22 protein-coding genes are annotated in these 22466 nt (G+C 44.8%); 21 read left to right on the top strand and 1 reads right to left on the bottom strand.

Annotated elements, in window-relative coordinates; genetic code table 11:
* The first annotated feature begins 206 nt into the window (after positions 1–206).
* The 6 genes from LIZ08_RS04125 (at position 207) to proC (ending at position 5714) form a co-directional block, all read left to right on the top strand.
* The gene (locus LIZ08_RS04125; protein ID WP_003001728.1) at positions 207–1109 is read left to right on the top strand and encodes a LysR family transcriptional regulator; all 903 of its coding nucleotides are present in this window, start codon (positions 207–209) and stop codon (positions 1107–1109) included.
* Positions 1110–1112: 3 nt separating this feature from the next.
* Positions 1113–1574: a signal peptidase II gene (gene lspA, locus LIZ08_RS04130; RefSeq protein WP_003001852.1), complete on the top strand. Its 462-nt coding sequence runs from the start codon at positions 1113–1115 to the stop codon at positions 1572–1574.
* Positions 1564–2454 carry an RluA family pseudouridine synthase gene (locus LIZ08_RS04135; protein WP_118095288.1) on the top strand — a complete coding sequence of 297 codons (891 nt, stop codon included), beginning with the start codon at positions 1564–1566 and terminating at the stop codon, positions 2452–2454. The genes lspA and LIZ08_RS04135 overlap by 11 nt, the downstream gene beginning before the upstream one ends.
* Before the next feature lie 73 nt (positions 2455–2527).
* Positions 2528–3637, top strand: coding sequence for a glutamate 5-kinase (gene proB / locus LIZ08_RS04140; RefSeq protein ID WP_227038329.1), 1110 nt, complete (start codon positions 2528–2530; stop codon positions 3635–3637).
* A gap of 10 nt (positions 3638–3647) precedes the next feature.
* The gene (locus LIZ08_RS04145; protein WP_070449087.1) at positions 3648–4895 is read left to right on the top strand and encodes a glutamate-5-semialdehyde dehydrogenase; all 1248 of its coding nucleotides are present in this window, start codon (positions 3648–3650) and stop codon (positions 4893–4895) included.
* Between the two features lie 3 nt (positions 4896–4898).
* Entirely contained in the window at positions 4899–5714 is an 816-nt protein-coding gene (proC, locus tag LIZ08_RS04150; RefSeq protein WP_070449085.1) for a pyrroline-5-carboxylate reductase, read from the top strand.
* A 287-nt stretch (positions 5715–6001) separates the two neighbouring features.
* Here the strand turns inward: proC and LIZ08_RS04155 are convergent, their stop codons facing one another.
* Positions 6002–7525: an ATP-binding cassette domain-containing protein gene (locus tag LIZ08_RS04155; protein WP_227038330.1), complete on the bottom strand. Its 1524-nt coding sequence runs from the start codon at positions 7523–7525 to the stop codon at positions 6002–6004.
* A gap of 317 nt (positions 7526–7842) precedes the next feature.
* On the opposite strand from LIZ08_RS04155, the gene hemW reads away from it, so the two are divergent.
* The 15 genes from hemW (at position 7843) to LIZ08_RS04230 (ending at position 22459) form a co-directional block, all read left to right on the top strand.
* Entirely contained in the window at positions 7843–8973 is a 1131-nt protein-coding gene (gene hemW, locus LIZ08_RS04160) for a radical SAM family heme chaperone HemW (RefSeq protein WP_031573648.1), read from the top strand.
* Between the two features lie 3 nt (positions 8974–8976).
* Positions 8977–9732, top strand: coding sequence for an acyl-ACP thioesterase domain-containing protein (locus LIZ08_RS04165; protein WP_227038331.1), 756 nt, complete (start codon positions 8977–8979; stop codon positions 9730–9732).
* Positions 9722–10408, top strand: a complete 687-nt coding sequence (locus tag LIZ08_RS04170) for a hypothetical protein (protein ID WP_031573654.1) — start codon at positions 9722–9724, stop codon at positions 10406–10408. The genes LIZ08_RS04165 and LIZ08_RS04170 overlap by 11 nt, the downstream gene beginning before the upstream one ends.
* Complete coding sequence (locus tag LIZ08_RS04175; protein ID WP_227038332.1) at positions 10409–11179, top strand: TIGR01457 family HAD-type hydrolase; 771 nt, start codon at positions 10409–10411, stop codon at positions 11177–11179.
* Complete coding sequence (locus tag LIZ08_RS04180) at positions 11172–11792, top strand: TIGR01906 family membrane protein (RefSeq protein WP_031573659.1); 621 nt, start codon at positions 11172–11174, stop codon at positions 11790–11792. The genes LIZ08_RS04175 and LIZ08_RS04180 overlap by 8 nt, the downstream gene beginning before the upstream one ends.
* On the top strand, positions 11789–12772 hold the full coding sequence (locus LIZ08_RS04185) for a CPBP family intramembrane glutamic endopeptidase (RefSeq protein WP_031573660.1): 984 nt from the start codon (positions 11789–11791) through the stop codon (positions 12770–12772). The genes LIZ08_RS04180 and LIZ08_RS04185 overlap by 4 nt, the downstream gene beginning before the upstream one ends.
* 200 nt (positions 12773–12972) lie before the next feature.
* Positions 12973–14808, top strand: coding sequence for an excinuclease ABC subunit UvrC (uvrC, locus tag LIZ08_RS04190; protein ID WP_031573664.1), 1836 nt, complete (start codon positions 12973–12975; stop codon positions 14806–14808).
* 10 nt (positions 14809–14818) lie between these two features.
* Positions 14819–15661, top strand: coding sequence for a metallophosphoesterase family protein (locus tag LIZ08_RS04195; RefSeq protein ID WP_045759546.1), 843 nt, complete (start codon positions 14819–14821; stop codon positions 15659–15661).
* Between the two features lie 148 nt (positions 15662–15809).
* Positions 15810–16415 (top strand): nitroreductase family protein, encoded by a 606-nt coding sequence (locus tag LIZ08_RS04200; protein ID WP_003001591.1) that lies wholly within the window; start codon positions 15810–15812, stop codon positions 16413–16415.
* 34 nt (positions 16416–16449) lie between these two features.
* A complete protein-coding gene (gene pepV / locus LIZ08_RS04205) occupies positions 16450–17856 on the top strand; it encodes a dipeptidase PepV (protein ID WP_227038333.1) in 1407 nt (468 codons plus the stop codon).
* Between the two features lie 52 nt (positions 17857–17908).
* Complete coding sequence (locus LIZ08_RS04210; protein WP_227038334.1) at positions 17909–18493, top strand: uracil-DNA glycosylase family protein; 585 nt, start codon at positions 17909–17911, stop codon at positions 18491–18493.
* A 12-nt stretch (positions 18494–18505) separates the two neighbouring features.
* Positions 18506–18997 carry a prolyl-tRNA synthetase associated domain-containing protein gene (locus tag LIZ08_RS04215; RefSeq protein ID WP_031573676.1) on the top strand — a complete coding sequence of 164 codons (492 nt, stop codon included), beginning with the start codon at positions 18506–18508 and terminating at the stop codon, positions 18995–18997.
* 20 nt (positions 18998–19017) lie between these two features.
* Positions 19018–19302: a rhodanese-like domain-containing protein gene (locus LIZ08_RS04220; RefSeq protein WP_031573680.1), complete on the top strand. Its 285-nt coding sequence runs from the start codon at positions 19018–19020 to the stop codon at positions 19300–19302.
* A gap of 163 nt (positions 19303–19465) precedes the next feature.
* Positions 19466–20605, top strand: coding sequence for a DUF6574 domain-containing protein (locus tag LIZ08_RS04225; RefSeq protein WP_227038335.1), 1140 nt, complete (start codon positions 19466–19468; stop codon positions 20603–20605).
* Between the two features lie 66 nt (positions 20606–20671).
* On the top strand, positions 20672–22459 hold the full coding sequence (locus tag LIZ08_RS04230) for a TcaA second domain-containing protein (protein WP_200893073.1): 1788 nt from the start codon (positions 20672–20674) through the stop codon (positions 22457–22459).
* The last annotated feature ends 7 nt before the right edge of the window (positions 22460–22466 follow it).

Raw genomic sequence — 22466 nt, forward strand, 5'->3', positions numbered from 1 at the left:
TGGGCTCTATTGCGCTGATTTCATCAGCTTTTACAACCCTACTCAACTGTGCGGAGGTGGGACGACGAAATCGAATTCTAATGAATTACCGATTTCTGTCCCACTCTCTTTTTTATTTTCACTTGATGAAGGTCTCTTAAACGGATCTCTTCTTTCAGCCCCTAATTTATGGTATAATAGATCGATACTGTAATAAGGAAAATAGAATGAATATACAACAATTACGATATGTAGTGGCGATTGCCAATAGTGGTACTTTTCGTGAGGCTGCTGAAAAAATGTATGTGAGTCAGCCTAGCTTGTCCATTTCCGTCAGAGATCTGGAAAAGGAACTGGGGTTTAAGATTTTTCGTCGGACCAGTTCTGGGACTTTTTTGACCCGTCGGGGAATGGAATTTTATGAAAAAGCGCAGGACGTGGTCAAAGGGTTTGATATTTTTCAAAATCAATACGCCAGTCCTGAAGAAGAGAAGAAAGAATTCTCTATTTCTAGTCAACACTATGACTTCTTGCCACCTTTGATGACGGAATTCTCGATCCGCTATCCGGAAAATAAAAACTTCCGCATCTTTGAATCAACAACGGTCCAAATTTTGGACGAAGTGGCTCAAGGGCATAGTGAGTTGGGGATTATTTATCTCAACCGTCAAAATACCAAGGGAATTATGCAACGGGTCGATAAATTGGGGCTTGAAGTGGTGGATTTGATTCCTTTTCAGACTCATATTTACCTTCGCAAAGGACATCCTTTGGCTAAGAAGAAAAAACTGGTTATGGAAGATCTAGCTCAGTTGCCAACTGTTCGTTTTACCCAAGAAAAAGATGAGTACCTCTATTATTCAGAGAACTTTGTCGATACCAGCTCGAGCTCACAAATGTTCAATGTGACCGATCGGGCTACTTTGAATGGGATCTTGGAGCGGACAGATGCTTATGCGACGGGATCAGGCTTTTTAGATAGCCAGTCTGTGAATGGCATTACCGTGATTCCTTTAGAAGACAACTTGGACAATAAAATGGTCTATGTCAAACGTGAAGAGATGGATCTCTCTCCTGTAGCAGAGAAGTTTGTCGAGGTCATGGTAGAATATTTTGATCAAAAGAGGTAAGAAATGAAGAGAAAAACAATGGTCCCGGTAGCGATTGTCCTTTTGGTCCTACTGGATCAGCTGGTCAAATGGTATGTGGTGAAGAACATTCCACTGGGTGTCGTCAAGTCTTTTATTCCCCATGTGGTCAGTCTGACTTATCTTCAAAACACAGGTGCAGCTTTTTCGCTTCTTGAAAATCAGCAATGGTTCTTTACACTCATCACTCTAGTCGTGATGGTAGGGGCCTTTTACTATCTTTATAAGCACCTCAAAGGTTCGCTTTGGATGGTGACAGGCTTGACCTTGGTTATTGCAGGTGGCTTGGGGAATTTTATCGATCGCCTGCGTCAGGGATTTGTAGTCGATATGTTCCACCTGGACTTTATGAATTTTGCCATTTTTAATGTAGCAGATAGCTATTTGACAGTTGGAGTTTTCTTGCTCCTGATCCTGATGTTGAAAGAGGAAACGCATGGAAATTAAAATCGAAGTAGCCGGTGCGCGACTGGATAAAGCTTTGGCGGATTTGACCCCCTTGTCACGAGCTGTGGCTAATGAGCAGATCAAAGAAGGAAAAGTTCTGGTCAATGGGACTGTGAAAAAAGCCAAGTACACGGTCAAAGAAGGAGACGTCATCCAGTATGAAGTACCAGAAGTGGAAGAGGTCAGCTATGAAGCAGAAGATCTGCCCTTAGACATCGTTTATGAAGACCAGGATGTTGTGGTGGTTAATAAACCTCAAGGCATGGTTGTTCACCCTAGTGCGGGTCATACCAGTGGAACCTTGGTCAATGCGCTGTTATACCATGTCAAGGATCTTTCAGGGATCAATGGAGAATTGCGTCCAGGGATCGTTCATCGGATCGATAAAGACACGTCAGGCCTCTTGATGGTCGCAAAAAATGACCAAGCCCACGTCGCTTTAGCAGAGGAACTAAAAGACAAAAAATCTCTACGGAAGTATTGGGCCATTGTTCATGGCAACCTTCCCAACGATCGTGGGATGATTGAAGCACCAATTGGTCGCAGTGAAAAGGACCGGAAAAAACAGGCGGTGACGGCAAAAGGAAAACCTGCAGTGACCCGTTTTCAAGTTTTGGAACGCTTTGGGAATTACACCTTGGTAGAGTTGCAACTGGAGACTGGTCGGACCCACCAAATTCGGGTGCACATGGCCTATATTGGCCATCCCGTGGCTGGAGATCCTGCTTATGGTCCTAAGAAGACCCTTAAGGGACAAGGACAGTTTCTGCATGCACGGACACTAGGTTTTACCCACCCTCGTACAGGCGAGACCTTGGAATTTACAGCAGAAGTGCCAGCGATCTTTGAGAAAACGCTGGAAGACCTTCGAAAAGGATAATGAAGATGGCTGAATGGAGATTCAGTCACTTTCATTAGATACGAAATAAATAGTATTAGAAAGAATCATAGCGATGAAAGCAAAACGAATCGTCTTTAAAGTTGGGACCTCGTCTTTGACCAATCCCGATGGGAGTCTCTCTAGACAGAAGGTCAAGATCATTACCCAGCAGTTGGCTCTCTTACATGAATCAGGTCATGAGTTGATCTTGGTCTCATCAGGGGCAGTTGCTGCTGGATTTGGTGCCCTTGGTTTTAAGAAACGGCCGACCAAGGTGGCAGACAAGCAAGCTTCTGCGGCAGTTGGGCAAGGCTTACTGATGGAAGAATACACAGCTAACCTGCTCTTGCGCAACATTGTTTCTGCGCAGATTTTGTTGACCCAGGATGACTTTGCGGATCAACGCCGCTATAAGAATGCCCACCAGGCCCTTTCTGTCTTGCTCAATCGTGGGGCCATCCCGATTATCAATGAAAACGATACGGTCTCGATTGCCGAGTTAAAAGTAGGAGACAATGATACCTTGAGTGCGCAAGTTGCAGCTATGGTTCAAGCTGATCTTTTGGTGCTTTTAACAGATGTAGATGGTCTCTATACAGCCAATCCTTCTCAGGATCCAACAGCTAAGCGCTTGGATCGAATCGAACACATTTCTCGCGAGATGATCGAGATGGCGGGTGGTGCTGGCAGTAGCAACGGAACTGGCGGAATGCTGACCAAACTCAAGGCAGCGACCCTGGCGACCGAGTCTGGGGTTCCTGTCTATATTTGCTCATCTCTCAAGCCTGATGCATTGATCGAAGCGGCGCAAGAGCAATCAGATGGCAGTTACTTCCTAGCAGAGGACAAGGGGTTAAAAACCCAGAAGCAATGGCTAGCCTTTTATGCAGAAAGTAAAGGAGCTCTTTGGGTGGATGCTGGAGCGGCTGAGGCCTTGTTGCAATACGGAAAGAGTTTATTGATTTCTGGTGTGACCAAGGCAGAAGGGGATTTTTCTTATCAAGACATCGTCAGTGTCTATCATCAAGAGTCAGGACAATTACTAGGGAAAGGGAAAGTTCGTCTCGGCCAGTCAGCTGTGCGCGATATGCTCCAATCTAAAAAAGCCAAGGGAATCCTCATCCACCGGGATGATTGGATCTCGGTAACTCCTGAGATTGACTTACTCTTTACAGAATTCTAAAGGAAAATGTATGGAAACAACACAAGAACAATTAGTCTTAGCGAGATCGGCTAAGAAAAGCATCAATACGGCCAGTACTGCTCTTAAAAATCAGGCCTTAGAAGCTATGGCCAGCCAGCTTCTGAAAGCGACGGAAGCCATTTTAGCAGCCAATCAAATCGATATGGAAGCGGCACGCGGGAAGATCTCTGAAGTCATGCTAGATCGCCTATTTCTTGATAAAGAGCGGATTGTAGGGATGGCACAAGGTATCCGTGCTTTAATCGATCTGCCAGATCCGATTGGGGAAGTGCTGGATACTGAAGTTTTGGAAAATGGCCTTAAAATCCAGAAGATTCGAGTCGCTATGGGCGTCATTGGGATCATTTATGAAAGCCGTCCAAATGTAACGTCAGACGCTGCAGCGCTTGCTATCAAGAGTGGAAATGCAGTGGTTCTTCGTACTGGAAAGGATGCTTTTCATTCTGCCCAAGCGATCGTGACCGCACTCAAGGGTGGATTGGAAGAATCCGGACTCAATCCAGCCCTTCTCCAATTGATCCAAGATACGAGTCGAGCTTCCAGCCTTGCTATGATGAAGGCCAAGGGCTACCTGGACTTGCTTATTCCACGAGGTGGTGCTGGCTTGATCCAAGCAGTGGTTGAAAATGCCATTGTCCCCGTGATCGAGACAGGAACTGGAATTGTTCATGTCTATGTGGACAAGGAGGCTGATTTCCAGAAAGCCCTCGCCATTATTGAAAATGCTAAGACCAGTCGGCCGTCTGTCTGCAATGCTATGGAGGTCTTGTTGGTGGATCGAGCGATCGCGTCTGACTTCTTGCCTTTGGTCAAAGAGCGTTTAGTGGATGCACGGGAAAGATCCGTTGAGTTGCGCCTAGATGAGCAAGCACAGGCAATCATTTCGGGAACAGCGGCGCAGGAGCAGGATTTTGATACCGAATTTTTAGATTATATTTTAGCAGTCAAGGTCGTTGATGGAGTTGAGAAAGCGGTGGACCACATTGAAGCTCATAGCACCCATCATTCAGATGCCATTGTGACTGAAAATCCTGAGACAGCCGCTTATTTTACCAAGCAAGTAGATTCAGCAGCCGTTTATGTCAATGCATCTACACGCTTTACAGACGGGGGTCAATTTGGCCTAGGTTGTGAAATGGGGATCTCGACCCAAAAACTCCATGCGCGTGGACCAATGGGACTGCGGGAGATGACTAGTTACAAGTATATCGTCAGTGGAAATGGTCAAGTGAGGTAAGTCATGAAAGTAGCATTTATCGGTCTTGGAAATATGGGAGCTAGTCTGGCCAAAGCGGTCGCAAAAGAAGTGGCTAACACAGACCTGCTCTTGGTCAACCGTTCCCCTCAAAAGGTGGAAGAGTTTATCAGCCAGTATGGGGGAACGGCGTCTAATCTTGAACAAGTCTTTCAAGAGGCGGAGGTCATCTTCTTAGGTGTCAAACCCTATCAACTCAGCCCTTTACTTGAAGAGTACCAGGTCATTTTGGGCCAACGATCCAATCTCCTGTTGGTTTCTATGGCAGCAGGTCTGGAACTGGAGCAAATGTCAAGTGTAGTTAAAAATGAGCGGGTGGGTCTCATCCGCATCATGCCTAATACACCAGTAGCCATTGGTCAAGGTGTCATCAGTTTGGCCCGCTCCCAAGCAGTAACAGACCAGCAAGTAGCCCAAGTCAAACAGCTCTTAGCAGGAGCAGGAGCTCTCTATGAAATCGAAGAAAATTTGATGGATCCTGCAACTGCTGTTGCAGGCTGTGGTCCAGCTTTTGTCTATCAGATGATCGAAGCCATGGCGGATGCAGGAGTAGCTTTGGGATTACCACGTAATCAGTCTCTTCAGATGGCGGCTCAGACTTTCAAAGGGGCCGCCAGTATGGTCTTAGAGACGGGACAACATCCTGGAAGCTTGAAGGATGCAGTTTGTAGCCCAGGTGGCTCAACTATCGCAGGAGTCAATTGCTTAGAACAAGTCGGCCTACGGGGCGACATTATTGCAGGTGTGGAAGCTGCCTACAAACGCACCCAAGAAATGGGACAAGAGGCAGGGCGAAATTAGATAAAATAATTGGTCAAAACCAAGTTTGGAGAACGTTGACGAACTGTTCTTTTATACAAATCTAACAAATTCAGAGTTATCCAATCCTCTATTGAAACTTTTCGCTGTGAGAAAAGTGCCTGAAACTTAATGGTTTCAGGCACTCGGGAGTTTTGAAACCTTAGGTTCAAAACTAAGTCATGGAACTTCGAAGAAGTTCGCTGACGTCCGTTCTCACCTAAGGAAAGTTTCTAAGAGGACTTTATTTTCAATGTAAAAGATTGGTTTTTTGGCCAATCTTTTTTACGTTAGAGCGACTCTATCTCTACGAAGCCATGTTCAGTCAGACGATAGATTTTTTGGCAGACTTCTTTGAGGAAGGTCCGATCGTGGGAGACTGTAACCAGTCCACCTGGGTAGTCTGCGAATAGGCGACGAATTTCTGGTTGGGAAGTGGGGGAAAAATTGCGAGTAGGCTCGTCCAAGAGCAGAAACTGGGGACTTGTGAGGACTAGTTGTAGGAGAAAGAGTTTTCCTTGCTGGCCACCAGAAAGTTCAGAGATCGGATGGTGCATTTCAGAATAGGTAAAGTTGAGGGAGGCTAAATGCAATTGAATGGTGTTGATTTCTTCGCGATCGCCTGTATGCTGTAAGAATTGAACGGGTGTCTGAGTCAGAGGGAGGCCTTCAGTGTAATCTTGAGGCATATAGGCAGTGCGGATACTCTCATTCTTCCGTAAGATTTCCCATATCATTTTTAGGAGAGTGGATTTCCCAACACCGTTGGAACCGATAATCCCTATCTTATCCTGCCCTTGAAGTGTGAGGGAGAGGTTCTTGACTAGGACACGATCACCAATTGTGAGCTCTTCCTGATCTAAGAGAAGGACACGTTTTTGAGGAGACAAGGGAGTGAGGGAAGGGAAATGCAGATGGATGATTTCCTCATCATAGGGTTGGGAAGTCATGGATTGGAATTCTCGCTCGTAGCGCTTTTCTTGTGAGAGGAGGGACTTCATTTTCTTTGCCAGGAGACGTCCAGCAGTGCTATCCTTGGTGTTTCGTAAGGAAGTTTGGACTTGCTGACGGACGCGACGGTGCTTCTCCATTGTTTTTTGGTAGGCTCGTTGATCGTTGGCCGCTTTCTGAGTCTGTTGCTTGAATTGTTGCTCCCTCTGGCTACTGTAGTCTTGATAGCCTAGGTGCTCCACGATCGTTTCAGCCTCCTTGCGGTGTTTAATCAGTCTGAGGTGAATGATGGTATCCGCCGTCTGAGTTAAAAAATCTTCATGATGGGAAATAAATATGATGGTTTGGGGGCTCGTTTGGATCATCTGCTGGAGCCAGTCCAGAGTCTCTATATCCAGATCATTTGAAGGTTCATCTAAAAATAGCAATTCATGAGGACAACAAAGTTCGTGAAGCAGTTGGACTTTGAGGGCTTCTCCTCCAGATAGACTTCCGATAGCTTGATCGCTTGCAAAGCGCTCGCTATTAAAATGCAATTGATCTGCCAGTCTGTAGAGGGTGGTATAGTCTAGCTCGTCCTCTCCAAAAAAATATTCTTCCAAGGTTTTTCCCTTCAAAGCTTCCGGTAAAGTTTGGGGAATATAGGCATAGGAGTGAAAGGAAGTGGTGATTTCTCCTTCTATGGTCAGATAATCTGGTAGAGATTTTGGGGACATGAGGACCTGAAGTAAGGAAGATTTTCCATTCCCTTCTTCGCCAATAATGGCAACTTTTTCTCCTTCATGAATGGTCAGGGAAAGATCTCGAACCAGATCGCGTAAATCTTTTGTATGTCGGATAATGAGGTGGGATAGTTTTAGCATAAGATTCCTTTCTACTGGGACAAAAAACAGCTCTACTTATTTAGTAGAGCTGTATTCAAGTGGACCCAAACAGAAAAAGACCTTATTTAGCCAACAAATGGTTGGAGAATAGGCGAGAGGGTACACAAAAAGAGATAGAACAAGCAGTCCACTAAATAAAGTATTTTATTTAACGAAACTTAGTTGTTCATATCTCCTTACCTCCGAATATGATTAGATTTATTCTATTCCTTTTATTCGTTATTGTCAAGGAATTCCTTGCTTCTTATTCCCTTTTCTTTTCGGACTCGGGGAGATTTTATGGTATAATTAAAGGTATGCATACAAAACCAACGTCCGCTTATGTCCACATCCCATTTTGTACCCAGATTTGTTTTTATTGTGATTTTTCGAAGGTTTTTATTAAGAACCAACCGGTCGATGCTTATTTGGATCATTTGATCCAAGAATTTCGTCGGGAAGAAATCACAAATTTACGGACTCTCTATATTGGGGGTGGGACACCGACAGCCTTAACTGCGGATCAGCTAGAGTATCTGCTCAAGGAGCTGACCAAGTCACTTGATCTTTCTCAGATGGAAGAGTTGACTATCGAGGCCAATCCTGGTGATTTGGATCCGGATAAGATTGCTGTTTTGAAGGATTCACCGGTCAATCGGGTTTCTTTGGGTGTACAGACCTTTGATAATCGCTTGCTCAAAAAGATTGGTCGGAGCCATCAGGAGCAGGATATCTATGACAATATCGATCGTCTGAAGCTGGCTGGTTTTGACAATATTTCGATCGACCTCATCTATGCCCTTCCGACGCAAACTATGGAGCAGGTCCAGGAAAATGTCGCTAAGGCTCTTGCCCTCGACATTCCTCATATGAGCCTCTATAGCTTGATTCTTGAGAACCACACAGTCTTTATGAACCGTATGAGACGGGGCAAGCTTCCTCTACCAAAGGAGGAGTTAGAAGCGGAGATGTTTGAATACATCATTCAGGAGTTGGAGCGAGCGGGCTTTGAGCATTACGAAATTTCAAATTTCTCCAAGCCTGGTTTTGAAAGTCGCCACAACCTCATGTATTGGGATAATGCAGAGTATTATGGCTTAGGAGCTGGTGCATCCGGCTATGTCAACGGTGTTCGCTACAAGAATCATGGCCCTATCCGTCACTTTATGCAGGCGGTTGAAAAGGGAAATGCGCGTGTCCAAGAAGAACATCTGAGTCAGACTGAAATGATGGAAGAAGAGATGTTTCTGGGACTGCGTAAGAAAACAGGCGTTTCCAAGAGGCGTTTCGAAGAAAAGTTTGGTGTGAATTTTGACCAACAATATGGACCAGTGGTTGAGGAATTGACCCAGCAGGGACTCTTGGTGCCTGACAAGGACATTGTTCGCATGACCAAGAAAGGTCTCTTTTTAGGAGACACTGTAGCAGAGAAGTTTATTTTGGAGTAGAAGATGGCAAAAACATTTGAATACAGCATGAAAATTCCTTTTGATATGAGCAATGTCAATGGATTTATAAAAATTCCGCAATTGATCTTGCTGTCTTTACAGGTATCAGGCATGCAATCGATTGAGCTGGGCATGAGTGATATGTACATTTTAGAGAATTACAATCTAGTCTGGATTATCACGGATTACAATATGAAGATCGATCGTCTCCCAGTTTTTGATGAGAAGATCACCATCGAAACCTATGCCAAGAGTCACAATCGCCTGTTCTGCTACCGGGCCTTTAATATCAAGGACGAAGCGGGAAATATCATCATTGAGATGGTGGCGACTTTTGTCTTGATGGATCGTGATACACGCAAGGTCCATCCTGTCATGAGCGAAATCACGGATGCCTTTGACTCAGAGTTTTCAAAAACCATGCTCCGTGGTCCCCGTTTCAAAGAATTAGAAGGCGGCGTGGAACAAGAATACCGGGTTCGGTTTTACGACTTGGATATGAACGGACATGTCAACAATAGCAAGTACTTGGACTGGGTTTTTGAGGTGATGGGAGCGGACTTCTTGACCCAACATGTCCCTAAAAAAGTTCATCTAAAATATGTCAAAGAAGTGCTGGCAGGAGGCGTCATTACCTCTCAATATGAACAAGAGGGCTTGAAAACCCAGCACCAAATTTCCTCAGATGGACATATCAATGCCCAAGCTGAAATTGAGTGGGAAGAAGTAGAAGAAAAGGGTTGGACTTATGGAAAGTAGAAGATTAAAAAATAAAAAACAAGAGCTAGCAGGCTACCAAAAACGGGTTGTGGCTTATGCAAAGCGTCAAAAGAACCCTTTGTACATGTTGGGAGATTGGCTCTTGACTCTTTGTGCTTTGGGCATCATCCTGGTGGAAGAAATTTACAAATTTTTCCGCTACCGTTTGAATTTAGAGAGTTTTAGCCGTTTCTTGAAAGAAGATGTACGTTGGTATCGGGTCTGGATCCATTTCACCTTGGCCTTTCTCTTACCTGTCGTGATCTTTTCGGTCGGCATTACCAGCCAATCAGGCTCTTTCTGGTCTAATTTCTATCATCGTTTGTCTCAAGGCGTGCTCTTTAGCACAACAGTCAGCCTTGCTGCGACCTTGGTGACTGATTTTGTGGAGAATTTGCAACCAGAAACCAAGTCAGACGGCCGGAACCGGAGCACCAAACGCACGGTTTATCAAATCAGTGTTGACCAAGCGACGGTCATTGGTCTCTTATTGACCATTGTGATCCTCATGGTGGCTTCCTTCTTGTTTACCCAATCAGGAAGTCAAGGAATCAATTTTACAGGGTTGATTTTACAATTTGTCCTCTATGCTGGAGCCTTGCTCTTGTATGGGTCTGGTGGACGAGTCGATACAGAGAAGTTGCATGAAAAAGCGGAAACAGAAAGGGAAGAATAAATGCACTACAAGGGCTATTTAATTGATTTGGATGGCACCATTTACAAAGGAAAATCACGGATTCCTGAAGGGGAAGCCTTTGTTCATGAATTGCAGGCGCGTGAGATTCCCTATCTCTTTGTCACCAATAACACAACCCGCACACCAGAGACTGTTCGGGATATGCTGGCCACTCATTTCAATATTGAAACCCCAGTTTCGACTATCTATACAGCTACCCTTGCGACCATTGACTACATGAATGACCAAAACTTGGGCAAAAAAGTCTATGTGATCGGAGAAGCAGGGCTCAAAGATGCTATTGAAGAAGCTGGCTATATCATCGATGAAGAAGCACCTGATTATGTGGTGATTGGACTGGATTGGCAAGTGGATTATGAGAAGTTTGCTATTGCGACCTTGGCGATTCAAAAGGGAGCTCACTTTATCGGGACCAACCCTGACCTCAATATCCCAACTGAGCGTGGCTTGTTGCCGGGTGCAGGATCTCTGATTGCCCTTGTTGAAGCAGCGACACGGGTCGAGCCTGTGATCATTGGCAAACCAAAGGCCATCATTATGGATAAGGCCATTGAACACCTGGGGCTTGCAAGAGAAGAAGTGGTTATGGTTGGGGACAATTATTTAACAGATATTCGTGCGGGTATTGACAATGGGATTCCAACCCTTTTGGTAACGACAGGTTTTACCAAACCAGAAGAAGTGCCAACCTTACCAATTGCACCGACACATGTTGTTGCCAGTCTAGCGGAGTGGGATTTTGATGCTTAAAAGTTTGAAATCAATTAACCTATTTTTCTTTATCTTGTCAGCTGCAATCCTTCTCACCATTGCTCTCGCTTGGGCCCTCTATCCCATGGAGATTCATTGGTTGGGGATTCAAAGTCGGACTGGTTTTTCGGCATCTGTCATCATGAAGAATTTTAATGTTTTGATGAACTATTTGACCAATCCGTTTCAATGGGTGTTGAAGATGCCTCAATTCCCCTCTTCAAAAAATGGACTGCACCATTTTGAGGCCGTCAAGTACCTATTTCACTTAGTGACAGTCGTTTTCGTGGTGACACTCCCTGGTTTTATCCAGTTTATGCGGACAGTTGTCAAAAAAGGCTACTTGGCCTTGTACCGTAGTCTCTTCTTTTGGATGATGGTTTTACCAGTAGTGCTTGCAGTGGTGGCTGTTATGATTGGCTTTGATCAATTCTTTACGCTCTTTCATCAGGTCTTATTTGCTGGGGACAATACTTGGCTCTTTGATCCGCGCGTGGATTCGATTATTCTTGCATTACCAGAAGACTACTTTATGCATGCCTTTTTGATTTTCTTTGTCTTATACGAAGGAATGTGTGCGAGTTTTTATCTATTTTCTAGGAGGAAGAAATGAACCAATACAACCGATTATTAGACCCTAAAAAAGATATAGGAAGGTATTCCGGGACACTTGCTATTTATCTCTTGGTAATGACCTTAGTAACAGTCCTGTGGGAAGTCCTCCTTGGATTGACCATAGCAGGCTCTCTCAGAAAAGATCCGAGTCAAGTAACGGAGAAACTCAATGCCCTGAATGTTTGGGCTGGTATTCCCTACCTTATCTCTATTTCCATTGGACTCTTTCTCTTTAATGCCTATCGTAAGAAGGCCCTCTATAAATATGATCTTAAGCACAAGGGACGTAAGATGACTCTTTCAGTCTTCTTTATCCTTCTCGCCTTTCTTGGCTTTTCTCAAGTCTTTTCATCTGTGATGACACAAGTGATTGAGCGCATGTTTGAGACCATTGGCCTTCATTCTCCAACACCCGATCTAGGTGATACGATTGAGCGATCATGGACCATGCTCTTGTATGCTGGCTTTTTTGGTCCTATCACAGAGGAATTCTTCTTCCGTGGGGCAGGCTTGCGTGGCCTGGAACGGTATGGCAAGATCTTCGCCATTGTCATGACGGCTATCTTGTTTGGTCTCTTCCATGCCAACTTTGACCAGCTCTTTTTCGCAAGTATTATTGGCCTAGGATTCGGCTACATTGCCTTTGAATACAATATCTGGTGGGCTATTTTCTATCACATTTTCAATAATTTTGTGATTTCCCAAGGCTTGCATTATGTGGCCTATCATGTGGACGAGGGACTAGCGAATTGGCTCCAAATCGGTGTTTTAGCCATTGGTTCCATTGTCATGATAGTGGTTCTTGCGACTAAATGGCCAGCTATCAAGGCTTATATTCAAGTCAATAAACCTCAACCGGGAGTTTTCCAGCGTGCCCTCGCGTCCTTCTGGTTCTGGTTCTTCGTGTTATTTACTATCCTGATGTCTATTGTTCCTTATGTGATTCCGATCTTCCAGATGGCTAATCTCAAAGGATAAAGTTTATCGATTGCTAGTAAAGGGGGATCCTTTAAGATCCCTCTTTTTGCTATGAAAAAGGGCAAGTGAAGATGAAGGAGTGAGGATGAGGGTCTGATATACTATTTAATAATTATTTTTTACTTGGTGAAGGTGGATAACAATAATACAAACATACTAGAGAGAGGCTAACCCCTCTCTTTTTTGCTATAATAGAGAGTATGAATAACTTGATTAAATCCAAGCTCGAGCTCTTGCCGACGAGCCCGGGCTGTTACATTCACAAAGACAAGAACGGAACCATCATCTATGTGGGTAAGGCCAAAAATCTTCGCAATCGGGTGAGGTCCTATTTCAGAGGGAGCCATGATACTAAGACGGAAGCGCTGGTATCTGAGATTGTGGATTTTGAATTTATCGTCACCGAGTCCAATATTGAGGCCTTGCTTCTTGAGATCAACCTGATCAAGGAGAACAAGCCCAAGTACAATATCATGCTCAAGGACGACAAGTCCTATCCCTTCATCAAGATTACCAATGAGCGTTATCCGCGCCTCATCATCACGCGCCAGGTCAAAAAGGATGGTGGTCTCTATTTTGGTCCCTATCCAGATGTGGGAGCGGCCAATGAGATCAAGAGGCTTTTGGATCGGATTTTCCCATTCCGCAAGTGTACCAATCCGCCTTCCAAGGTCTGCTTTTACTACCATTTAGGGCAATGTATGGCCCACACAGTATGCCACAAGGACGAGTCCTATTTCAAGGGCATGGCCCAGGAGGTTTCTGATTTCCTCAAGGGGCAGGATGATAAGATTATCGATGAGCTCAAGCTCAAGATGAATACTGCTGCGCAAAACATGGAATTTGAGCGGGCAGCCGAGTACCGCGATCTGATCCAGGCCATCGGGACCCTGCGGACCAAACAGCGGGTCATGGCTAAGGATTTGCAGAACCGGGATGTCTTTGGCTACTACGTGGACAAGGGCTGGATGTGTGTGCAGGTCTTCTTTGTCCGTCAGGGCAAGCTGATCGAGCGTGACGTCAACCTCTTTCCCTACTACAATGATCCGGACGAGGATTTCTTGACCTATGTGGGGCAGTTTTACCAGGAGAAATCTCACCTGATCCCCAATGAAATCCTGATCCCTCAAGATATCGATGAGGAAGCGGTCAAGGCCCTAGTGGATACCAAGGTCCTCAAGCCCCAGCGTGGGGAGAAGAAGCAGTTGGTCAATCTGGCCATCAAGAATGCGCGTGTCAGTCTGGAGCAGAAGTTCAATCTTCTTGAAAAATCCATGGAAAAGACCCAAGGTGCCATTGAAAATCTTGGAAAACTCCTGCAAATTCCAACTCCTGTGCGCATTGAGTCCTTTGACAACTCCAACATCATGGGGACCAGTCCAGTTTCAGCCATGGTGGTCTTTGTCAATGGGAAGCCAAGCAAAAAGGACTACCGCAAGTACAAGATCAAGACCGTCGTCGGACCAGATGACTATGCCAGCATGCGGGAGGTCATTCGCAGACGCTACAGCCGGGTTATGCGGGATGGCCTGACGCCACCTGATCTGATCGTTATCGATGGTGGTCAGGGCCAGGTTAATATCGCTAAACAGGTGATCCAAGAAGAGTTAGGGCTGGATATTCCCATTGCAGGCCTACAAAAGAATGACAAGCACCAGACCCATGAATTGCTCTTTGGCGATCCTCTCCAAATTATTGAACTTTCGCGCACCTCACAGGAATTTTTCCTCCTCCAACGGATCCAGGATGAGGTCCACCGTTTCGCCATCACCTTCCACCGCCAGCTTCGGTCTAAGAATTCCTTCTCCTCCCAGCTGGATGGGATCGAAGGCTTGGGACCAAAACGCAAGCAATTGCTGATGAAGCACTTCAAGTCGCTGACCAAGATCAAAGAAGCTACTGTAGATGAGATTGTCACGGTTGGCATCCCACGAGCAGTCGCGGAGGCAGTGCAAGCCAAGCTCCATCAAGGAAAGCAAGAAGAAGCAAGTCCCTTGATGGAAGTTGCGGAGGATTCTGAATCATACCAATCATAAGGAGTTTAAAATGAACCATCGAATCGCTATTTTATCTGATATCCACGGAGATACGACAGCCCTGGAGGCAGTGATTGGGGATGCGCGTGCTCAAGGCGCGACAGAATACTGGCTTTTAGGGGACATTTTGCTTCCTGGGCCTGGAAGAGATGACCTTTTTGAGTTGCTGGATGCGATTCCGATCACAGCGGCTGTTCGGGGAAATTGGGACGATTGTCTCTTAGAAGCCTTGGATGGCGAGTACGGACTTGAGGATCCGCAGGAGATCCAACTCCTTCGCCTCACTCAGTACCTTATGGAAGGACTGGATCCTAAGCGAATTGATTGGCTTCGATCCCTTCCATTGGTAGAGAAGAAGGAGGTCAATGGCATTCGCTTTTCACTGACCCACAATTTGCCAGAAAAGAATTATGGTGGGGATTTGCGTCCAGCTAATGCGACGGAGAACTTTGACCAATTGCTGGATGACCAGACGGATCTGGCGATCTACGGTCATGTCCACAAGCAGTTGCTTCGCTATGGCAGCCAGGGTCAGCAGATCCTCAATCCGGGGACTATTGGCATGCCTTATTTTGACTGGGAACCAATTCAAAACCACAGAGCTCAGTATGCGCTAATCGATGTCGAAGCAGATGGGGTGACCAACCTGCAATTTCGTAAGGTGGCCTATGACTATGAAGCAGAGCTCCAAGATGCCAAGGACAAGGGCCTCCCCTTTATTGAGATGTACGAAGAATTGAGACGCGAGGATAACTATCGGGGCCATAACATCGAGCTTCTAACTAGCTTAATTGAGAAATACGGTTATGCCAAAGAAGTAGCTGCCTATTTCAATCTTTCTAATGAATCATAGATGGGTCTCTTATGTATTCAACCTATAACAAAGAAGCGGATCTTCAAAATGTCTGCTTCTTTTTTCACAATCTTAGGCTGTAAAACCCTGCAAGCTCTTTCATTTTGTGTTAAAATAGAGGTAACAGAAATAGAAAAGGAAGAAGCTTATGAAATTTCTAGAGCTCAATAAAAAACGCCATGCGATCAAGCATTTCACTGACCAACCGGTCGATCCAAAGGATGTACGGACTGCTATTGAGATCGCAACCTTGGCCCCTAGTGCCCACAATAGCCAGCCTTGGAAATTTGTGGTCGTTCGTCAAAAAAATGCTGAATTGGCAAAATTAGCCTATGGTGCAAACTACGATCAAGTCATGGAAGCACCTGTGACCATCGCCCTCTTTACAGATACTGATTTGCAAAAACGGGCTCGCAAGATTGCGCGTGTCGGTGGGGTGAAAAACTTCACAGACGAACAGTTGCAATACTTTATGCAAAATCTTCCTGCTGAATTTGCGCGCTATGATGCCCAACAAACAAGTGATTACTTGGCTTTGAATGCTGGTCTTGTGGCCATGAACTTGGTACTTGCTTTGACAGACCAAGGCATTGGAACCAATATTATCTTGGGATTTGATAAATCGAAAATCAATGAAGTCTTGGATATCGAAGAGCGTTTCCGTCCGGAAGTCTTGATTACGGTTGGCTATGCGGCTGAAAAAGTAGAGCCAAGCTATCGCTTACCAGTAGACGAAATCATTGATAAACGCTAAGCCAATTAGCAAATAGAAGATCGAGGAGGAATTCATGACAACAGTTGACTTTAAAGCAGAAGTAGAAAAACGTCGCGATGAGATGATGGCTGACTTATACAGCCTCTTGGAAATCAATTCTGAACGCGATGACAGCAAGGCAGATGCAGAGCATCCTTTTGGACCTGGTCCTGTAAAAGCTCTTGAAAAATTCTTGGAAATTGCCAAACGTGATGGCTATGAAACCAAGAATGTCGATAATTATGCCGGTCACTTTACCTTTGGTGAAGGAGAAGAAGAGCTTGGGATCTTTGCTCATATGGACGTCGTGCCTGCAGGTAGTGGTTGGAAGACGGATCCCTACAAACCAGAAATTATCGATGGTAAGCTCTATGCGCGTGGTTCGTCTGATGATAAAGGGCCTACAATGGCCTGCTACTATGGTTTGAAGATCATTAAAGACCTAGGACTCCCTGTTTCTAAGCGCGTGCGCTTTGTTGTCGGTACGGATGAAGAATCAGGCTGGGGCGACATGGATTACTATTTCAAACACGTCGGACTTCCTGAGCCAGATTTTGGCTTCTCACCAGATGCGGAATTCCCAATCATCAATGGGGAAAAAGGAAACATCACTGAGTACCTTCATTTTGGAAATGACAACACAGGAAGTGCCCATCTTCATAGCTTTACAGGCGGCCTTCGTGAAAACATGGTACCAGAGTCAGCGACTGCAGTCGTTTCTGGACAACTACCAGATCTTGCTGGCCTCTTAGATGCCTTTGCCAAGGAACACCAGCTCAAGTATGAAATCTCAACTGTTGACGAAAAAACCTATACCGTTACGATTGTCGGGAAATCTGCTCATGGATCAACTCCTGAAGATGGGATCAATGGTGCAACCTACTTGGCTCTCTTGTTGAACCAATTTGATTTTGGTGGTGCTGCTAAGGCTTACCTTCATGTGACAGCTTCACTTCTTCACGAAGATTTTGCAGGTGAAAAATTAGGAATTGCCCATACAGATGCCAAAATGGGACCATTGAGCATGAATGCAGGTGTCTTCCATTTTGATGAAAGCCAAGCAGACAACACTATTGCCCTCAATATCCGTTACCCTCAAGGTACAGATCCTGAAACCATCAAAGCCATCCTTGAAAAGATCGAAGGAGTGGCTACAGTGAGCTTGTCAGCCCATGGTCACACACCTCACTATGTTCCGATGGATGATGAATTGGTATCCACTCTCTTGCGTGTTTATGAAAAACAAACTGGTCTCAAAGGACACGAACAAGTGATCGGTGGTGGTACCTTTGGTCGCCTCTTGAAACGTGGTGTTGCCTTTGGAGCTATGTTCCCAGATTATGTCAATACCATGCACCAAGCTAATGAATTCGCAGATGTTGAAGATCTCTATCGTGCAGCAGCTATTTACGCGGAAGCCATCTACGAATTAATCAAATAATCCACTACTCGGCCAGTTTTTCTGGCTGAGTTTTTCCATAGAAGGAGGACTTATGTCAAGGATTGAAACTATTAAACTAGCCATTATGGCAGACCCTCAAAATAAAGCTTATACGGATAGAGGGATTGAGCCACTCTTTGCAGCTCCAAAAACTGCTCGTATCAATATTATTGGACAGGCTCCAGGAATGAAGACGGAGGAAGCTGGGATTTACTGGAAGGATAAGAGTGGTGACCGCCTGCGCGAATGGTTAGGAGTTGACGAAGACACCTTTTACAACTCTGGTTTGTTTGCTGTTATTCCCATGGACTTTTATTTCCCAGGGCATGGAAAATCTGGTGACCTTCCCCCTCGCAAAGGCTTTGCGGAAAAGTGGCACCCTCAACTCCTCAAGGAGTGTCCGGATATTGAGTTGACCCTCTTGATTGGACAATATGCCCAAGCCTACTACCTTCATGAGAAGGTTAGCGGCAAGGTAACCGAACGGGTCCACCATTTTAAAGACTATTTGCCAACCTATTTTCCACTCGTTCACCCTTCTCCTCGCAATCAAATCTGGATGGCTAAAAATCCTTGGTTTGAGGCAGAAGTGGTCCCAGAATTGCAAACATTGGTGCAAAAGATTCTTCATCGATAAAGGAGAAAGACTATGGAAGCTTATCAACAAGTGGCTAAAAAGTTGCAAGAGTTGGGAATCACCTACGATGTGGTCGAACACCCACCCGCCTTCACGACTGAGCAGGCCGATTCCTATATTGAAGGTCTAGAAGGGGTCCGGACAAAGTCCATGTTTTTGACCAACAAAAAGAAAACCCAGTACTATCTGCTCATCATGGATGACCAGAAACGCTTGGATATGGAGGATTTCAAAGACCAAGTAGGAGCCAATCGGATCCGTATGGCTTCAACTGAATCTCTGGCAGAAAAAATGCAATTACCAGCTGGGACAGTATCCCCATTTGGCCTGTTAAACAATGAAGAAAAAGATATTCTCGTCTATTTCGATCAGGACATTCTGTCAGAAGAGATCATGACCTTCCATCCGAACACCAATGAAAAGACAATCTTTATCAAAACCCAAGATCTATTTCGCTTTTTAGAATCAATTGGCTTTAACTATGAAATTCTAACCCTTCCATAAACTACCCTATAGGAGAAATCATGAAAGAAATACCATTTAATGACTTTTTAGCAAAGTACCAGGCGGGAGAAATCCAAGTCCTCGACGTCCGTGAGCAGGAGGAATATGATGCCCTCCATCTGGATGGAGTGACCTTGCTTCCCTTATCAGTGATAGCAGAACAGTACGCAGAACTAGACAAGGAGCAAGCCTATTATGTCATCTGCAAGTCAGGTCGACGCTCGGCTCGCGCCTGCCAATTTTTGGCAGAAGAGGGCTATGATGTGACCAACGTCCAAGGTGGCATGGATGCATTTGAATCTTAATCAAACGACCTCTGAAAAGAGGCGTTTTTTATTAGTTTTTAAAAATAAAGAGAATTTGTATGTTTTTCAAAAGATCTTGCAGGGATTTTCCAGTCTTTCATTGAAAATGGTTCAGAAATTTTGTATAATACCCTAGTATAAACAATAGTTAAGGAGATTCATTATGTCAAAACAAGATTGGCTGGATTATTTCGAAGCCGTAAATGGTCGTTCTGCTAGTGCAGAAGAAATTGCTCAAGCACTGGCTGCAGGAGAATTTCAAGAAGAAGTAGTGGTTCCAGAAACCCCACAAGCTCCAGAATTTGTCGCAGCACCAACTGCCCCTGTTGAAGAACCAGTAGCAGCTCCACAAGCCCCAGAGTTTGTTGCAGCGCCAACTGCCCCTGTTGAAGAACCAGTCGCAGCGCCACAAGCCCCAGAGTTTGTCGCAGCACCAACTGCCCCTGTTGAAGAACCAGTAGCAGCTCCTCAAGCTCCAGACTTTGTCGCAGCGCCAACTGCCCCTGTTGAAGAACCAGTCGCAGCTCCAGTTCAAGAGCCTGCCCCTCAAGCTGCTCCAGCGAATGGACCTGCTTTCCAACAAGCTCCACAACAAACCTACCAACAACCTACTCAAGCAGCTTATCAACAAGCTCCTTACCAAGGTCAACCAGGACAAGCTTATCCTGCCCAACCAAGTCAATTTGGTGTAGCCGTTGGGGGTTACTGGAATTGGTTCCTTTCAGCTTTGAAACGTCCAACAGCTGTAGAAAATCCAAAAGCTCTTAACGGAATTTTACAGTATGTCTTAACTGCCTTTGTCTTGACCCTATCAACTTTCTTCACAGCTAGTGGATTTACAGGCGGTTATGGAATGGATTTCCGTGCCTTTATGTTGACATTGATTTCCCTATTCTTTAGCGTTTACGCCTTCCAAGTAGCTGGATTCTTTGTTCGTCGTGTGGTTCTTCAAGATAAGGAATACAGTTACGGTCGTTCATTTGAAGAGTTTGGACGTTTGTCTGTTTACACTTTGCCACTTGCCCTTCTTGCTTTCCTAGTAGGTCTTGTAAAAGTTTATGAATTTTATGGCTTTGTAAACTTCCTTATTTTCTTCTTGTTCTTTGTTGGAACATGCTACGTCGTTCATCAAGGATTGAACAAGACAAGCTTTAAAGCAGATAAATTCTTGCTTCTAGTAGCATCATCTGTTGTCTTGCTTCTCATTGCCATCTTTGTCATTTATGTGAATGCTCGTATTTTAGAACAAGTAGCCGTAGGATTTATTCCAAGTGCTCCAAATTTCTCTAACTTTGGATTCTAACAATATCACAAAACGGAAGGTGGGGGAACCCACTTTCCCTATTTTATAATGAGGGAGAAGAGATCCATGCAAAAGAAATGGGTTGAATTATTTGAAAAAGTGATTGGTCGCAAACCGTCACCAGAAGAGTTTATGGCTGGGAAAGCTTGTGGATTTGATTTGAAACAAATTCAGTCTATCGCAGGGAATGCCCCGGCAGAGGAAGTCGCTACTGTTGAGGAACCAGTGTTTGAACCAGTTGAAGAAGTGAAGAATGTTGATCCACTTCTAGCAGCTCGTCAGGCTTGGTTGCAACATTTTGAAGAAACCTATGGGCGCAAGCCAAGTGCAGAAGAATTTACCGCGGCTAAAAGTCAAAACTTTGAGTTTTTTGTAGGACCTGTACCTGAAGCAGAATTTGCGACCCTAGATGCAACAGAAGTAACACAGGAATATGTACCTCAACAGCCAACTCAAGAGTATACGGCTCCACTTGCTGCTGAGCAAACGCAGATCTTTGCTGGTCCAAATGTCACAGAAGCAGGTCCAGCTCAGAAAAAACAAAAGGCCCCTAAAACGAAGGGTGGAAAGAAAATTTCCAAGAAGAAAATTGGAATTATTTCTGCTATTGCAGTCCTTGTGATCGCTTTGGTGGCAGCCTTCTTTTACTTCCAGTCTACAACACGTGTCGAAGTGACTGCAGATAAATTCATTAAGGCAGTGGACACCAAGGATTATCGCGAGGCAGCAGACCTGCTTTCAACCGATAACGATAAATGGACGAAGGATGAAGCCGAAAGCTTTATTACCAGCATGGAAGATCAAGGGGTCGATATCGGCACAGAGTTGAACAAGATCATTGATAATGGTGGAGAGGGCAGCTATACGGATAAATCTGGAAACAAAATTTTTGGTTTGGAAAAAGCGGACAAGAAATTTGGGATCTTCCAAGAATACCGTGTAGCCAGCTATCCAGTACAAGTCAAGGTCAAGACCAATTTGGACCAAGCCAAACTCAAAGTGGCTGCCAATAAAACGGTGACCTTGAAGAAAGATGCAGTGACAGACCTTGGTTCTTTCCATTACAATACAAAAGAAATGGAATTGACTGCTAAAACAGAGGTCGGAAATGTTACTTCTAAGATCCATCTCAATCCTAAAAAAGCAACCAAGAATAACTTAGAATTGCAGTTGAATTCTGAAAAACGCAATTTAGAAGTTGAGTTCCCAGATGAAGTTGAAAACCCAACGGATGTGAAGGTTGTGGTTAACGGCAAAGAAGTCGGAACCAGCACGACCTTTGAAGTAGATAGCATCCCTTATCAAGAAATTGAAGTACATGCTGTCTTCAACATGAATGGGGAAACCTATACAACTGAGAAGGCTAAGGTGACGATTGAAGAGGGTGAGAACGATCCGATCGAACTTAAACTAGCCAAAGATACCCTAAAACGCATCAAGAGTGCACAAGATGCTAAGAAAGCGCAAGCTGCCAAAGAAGAACAAAATCGGACCTTGGCGGAAGAATTCTTGAAAGAGTACCGCGACGCTGTCTTTAGCTCCGTTTCAAACCGAAATAACACCTACTCTAAATACTATGACACACAAAGTCAAGCTTACAAGGACATGGTTGAGTTCACAACTGGTGATGGTGTTCGAAAGGCTAAAATTGACTACTATACTCCAGGAGCTTTGGACATTCAAAGTGTCACGGAAGAAAATGGTGTGGTGACGATCAAGACTTATGAAGACTTTACCGTGCATTATACAGATAGCCATCCAGATTCACAAAACCGCAAGTACAAGACCTACACCTTGAAAAAAGTAGGTGCAAGTTATGTGATTACGGATATTGTCGTAACAAAAGAATCATAGGAGATTC

The sequence above is a fragment of the Streptococcus sp. 210928-DFI.4.42 genome (assembly GCF_020554365.1).
In the GTDB taxonomy this organism is placed as follows: domain Bacteria; phylum Bacillota; class Bacilli; order Lactobacillales; family Streptococcaceae; genus Streptococcus; species Streptococcus parasanguinis_S.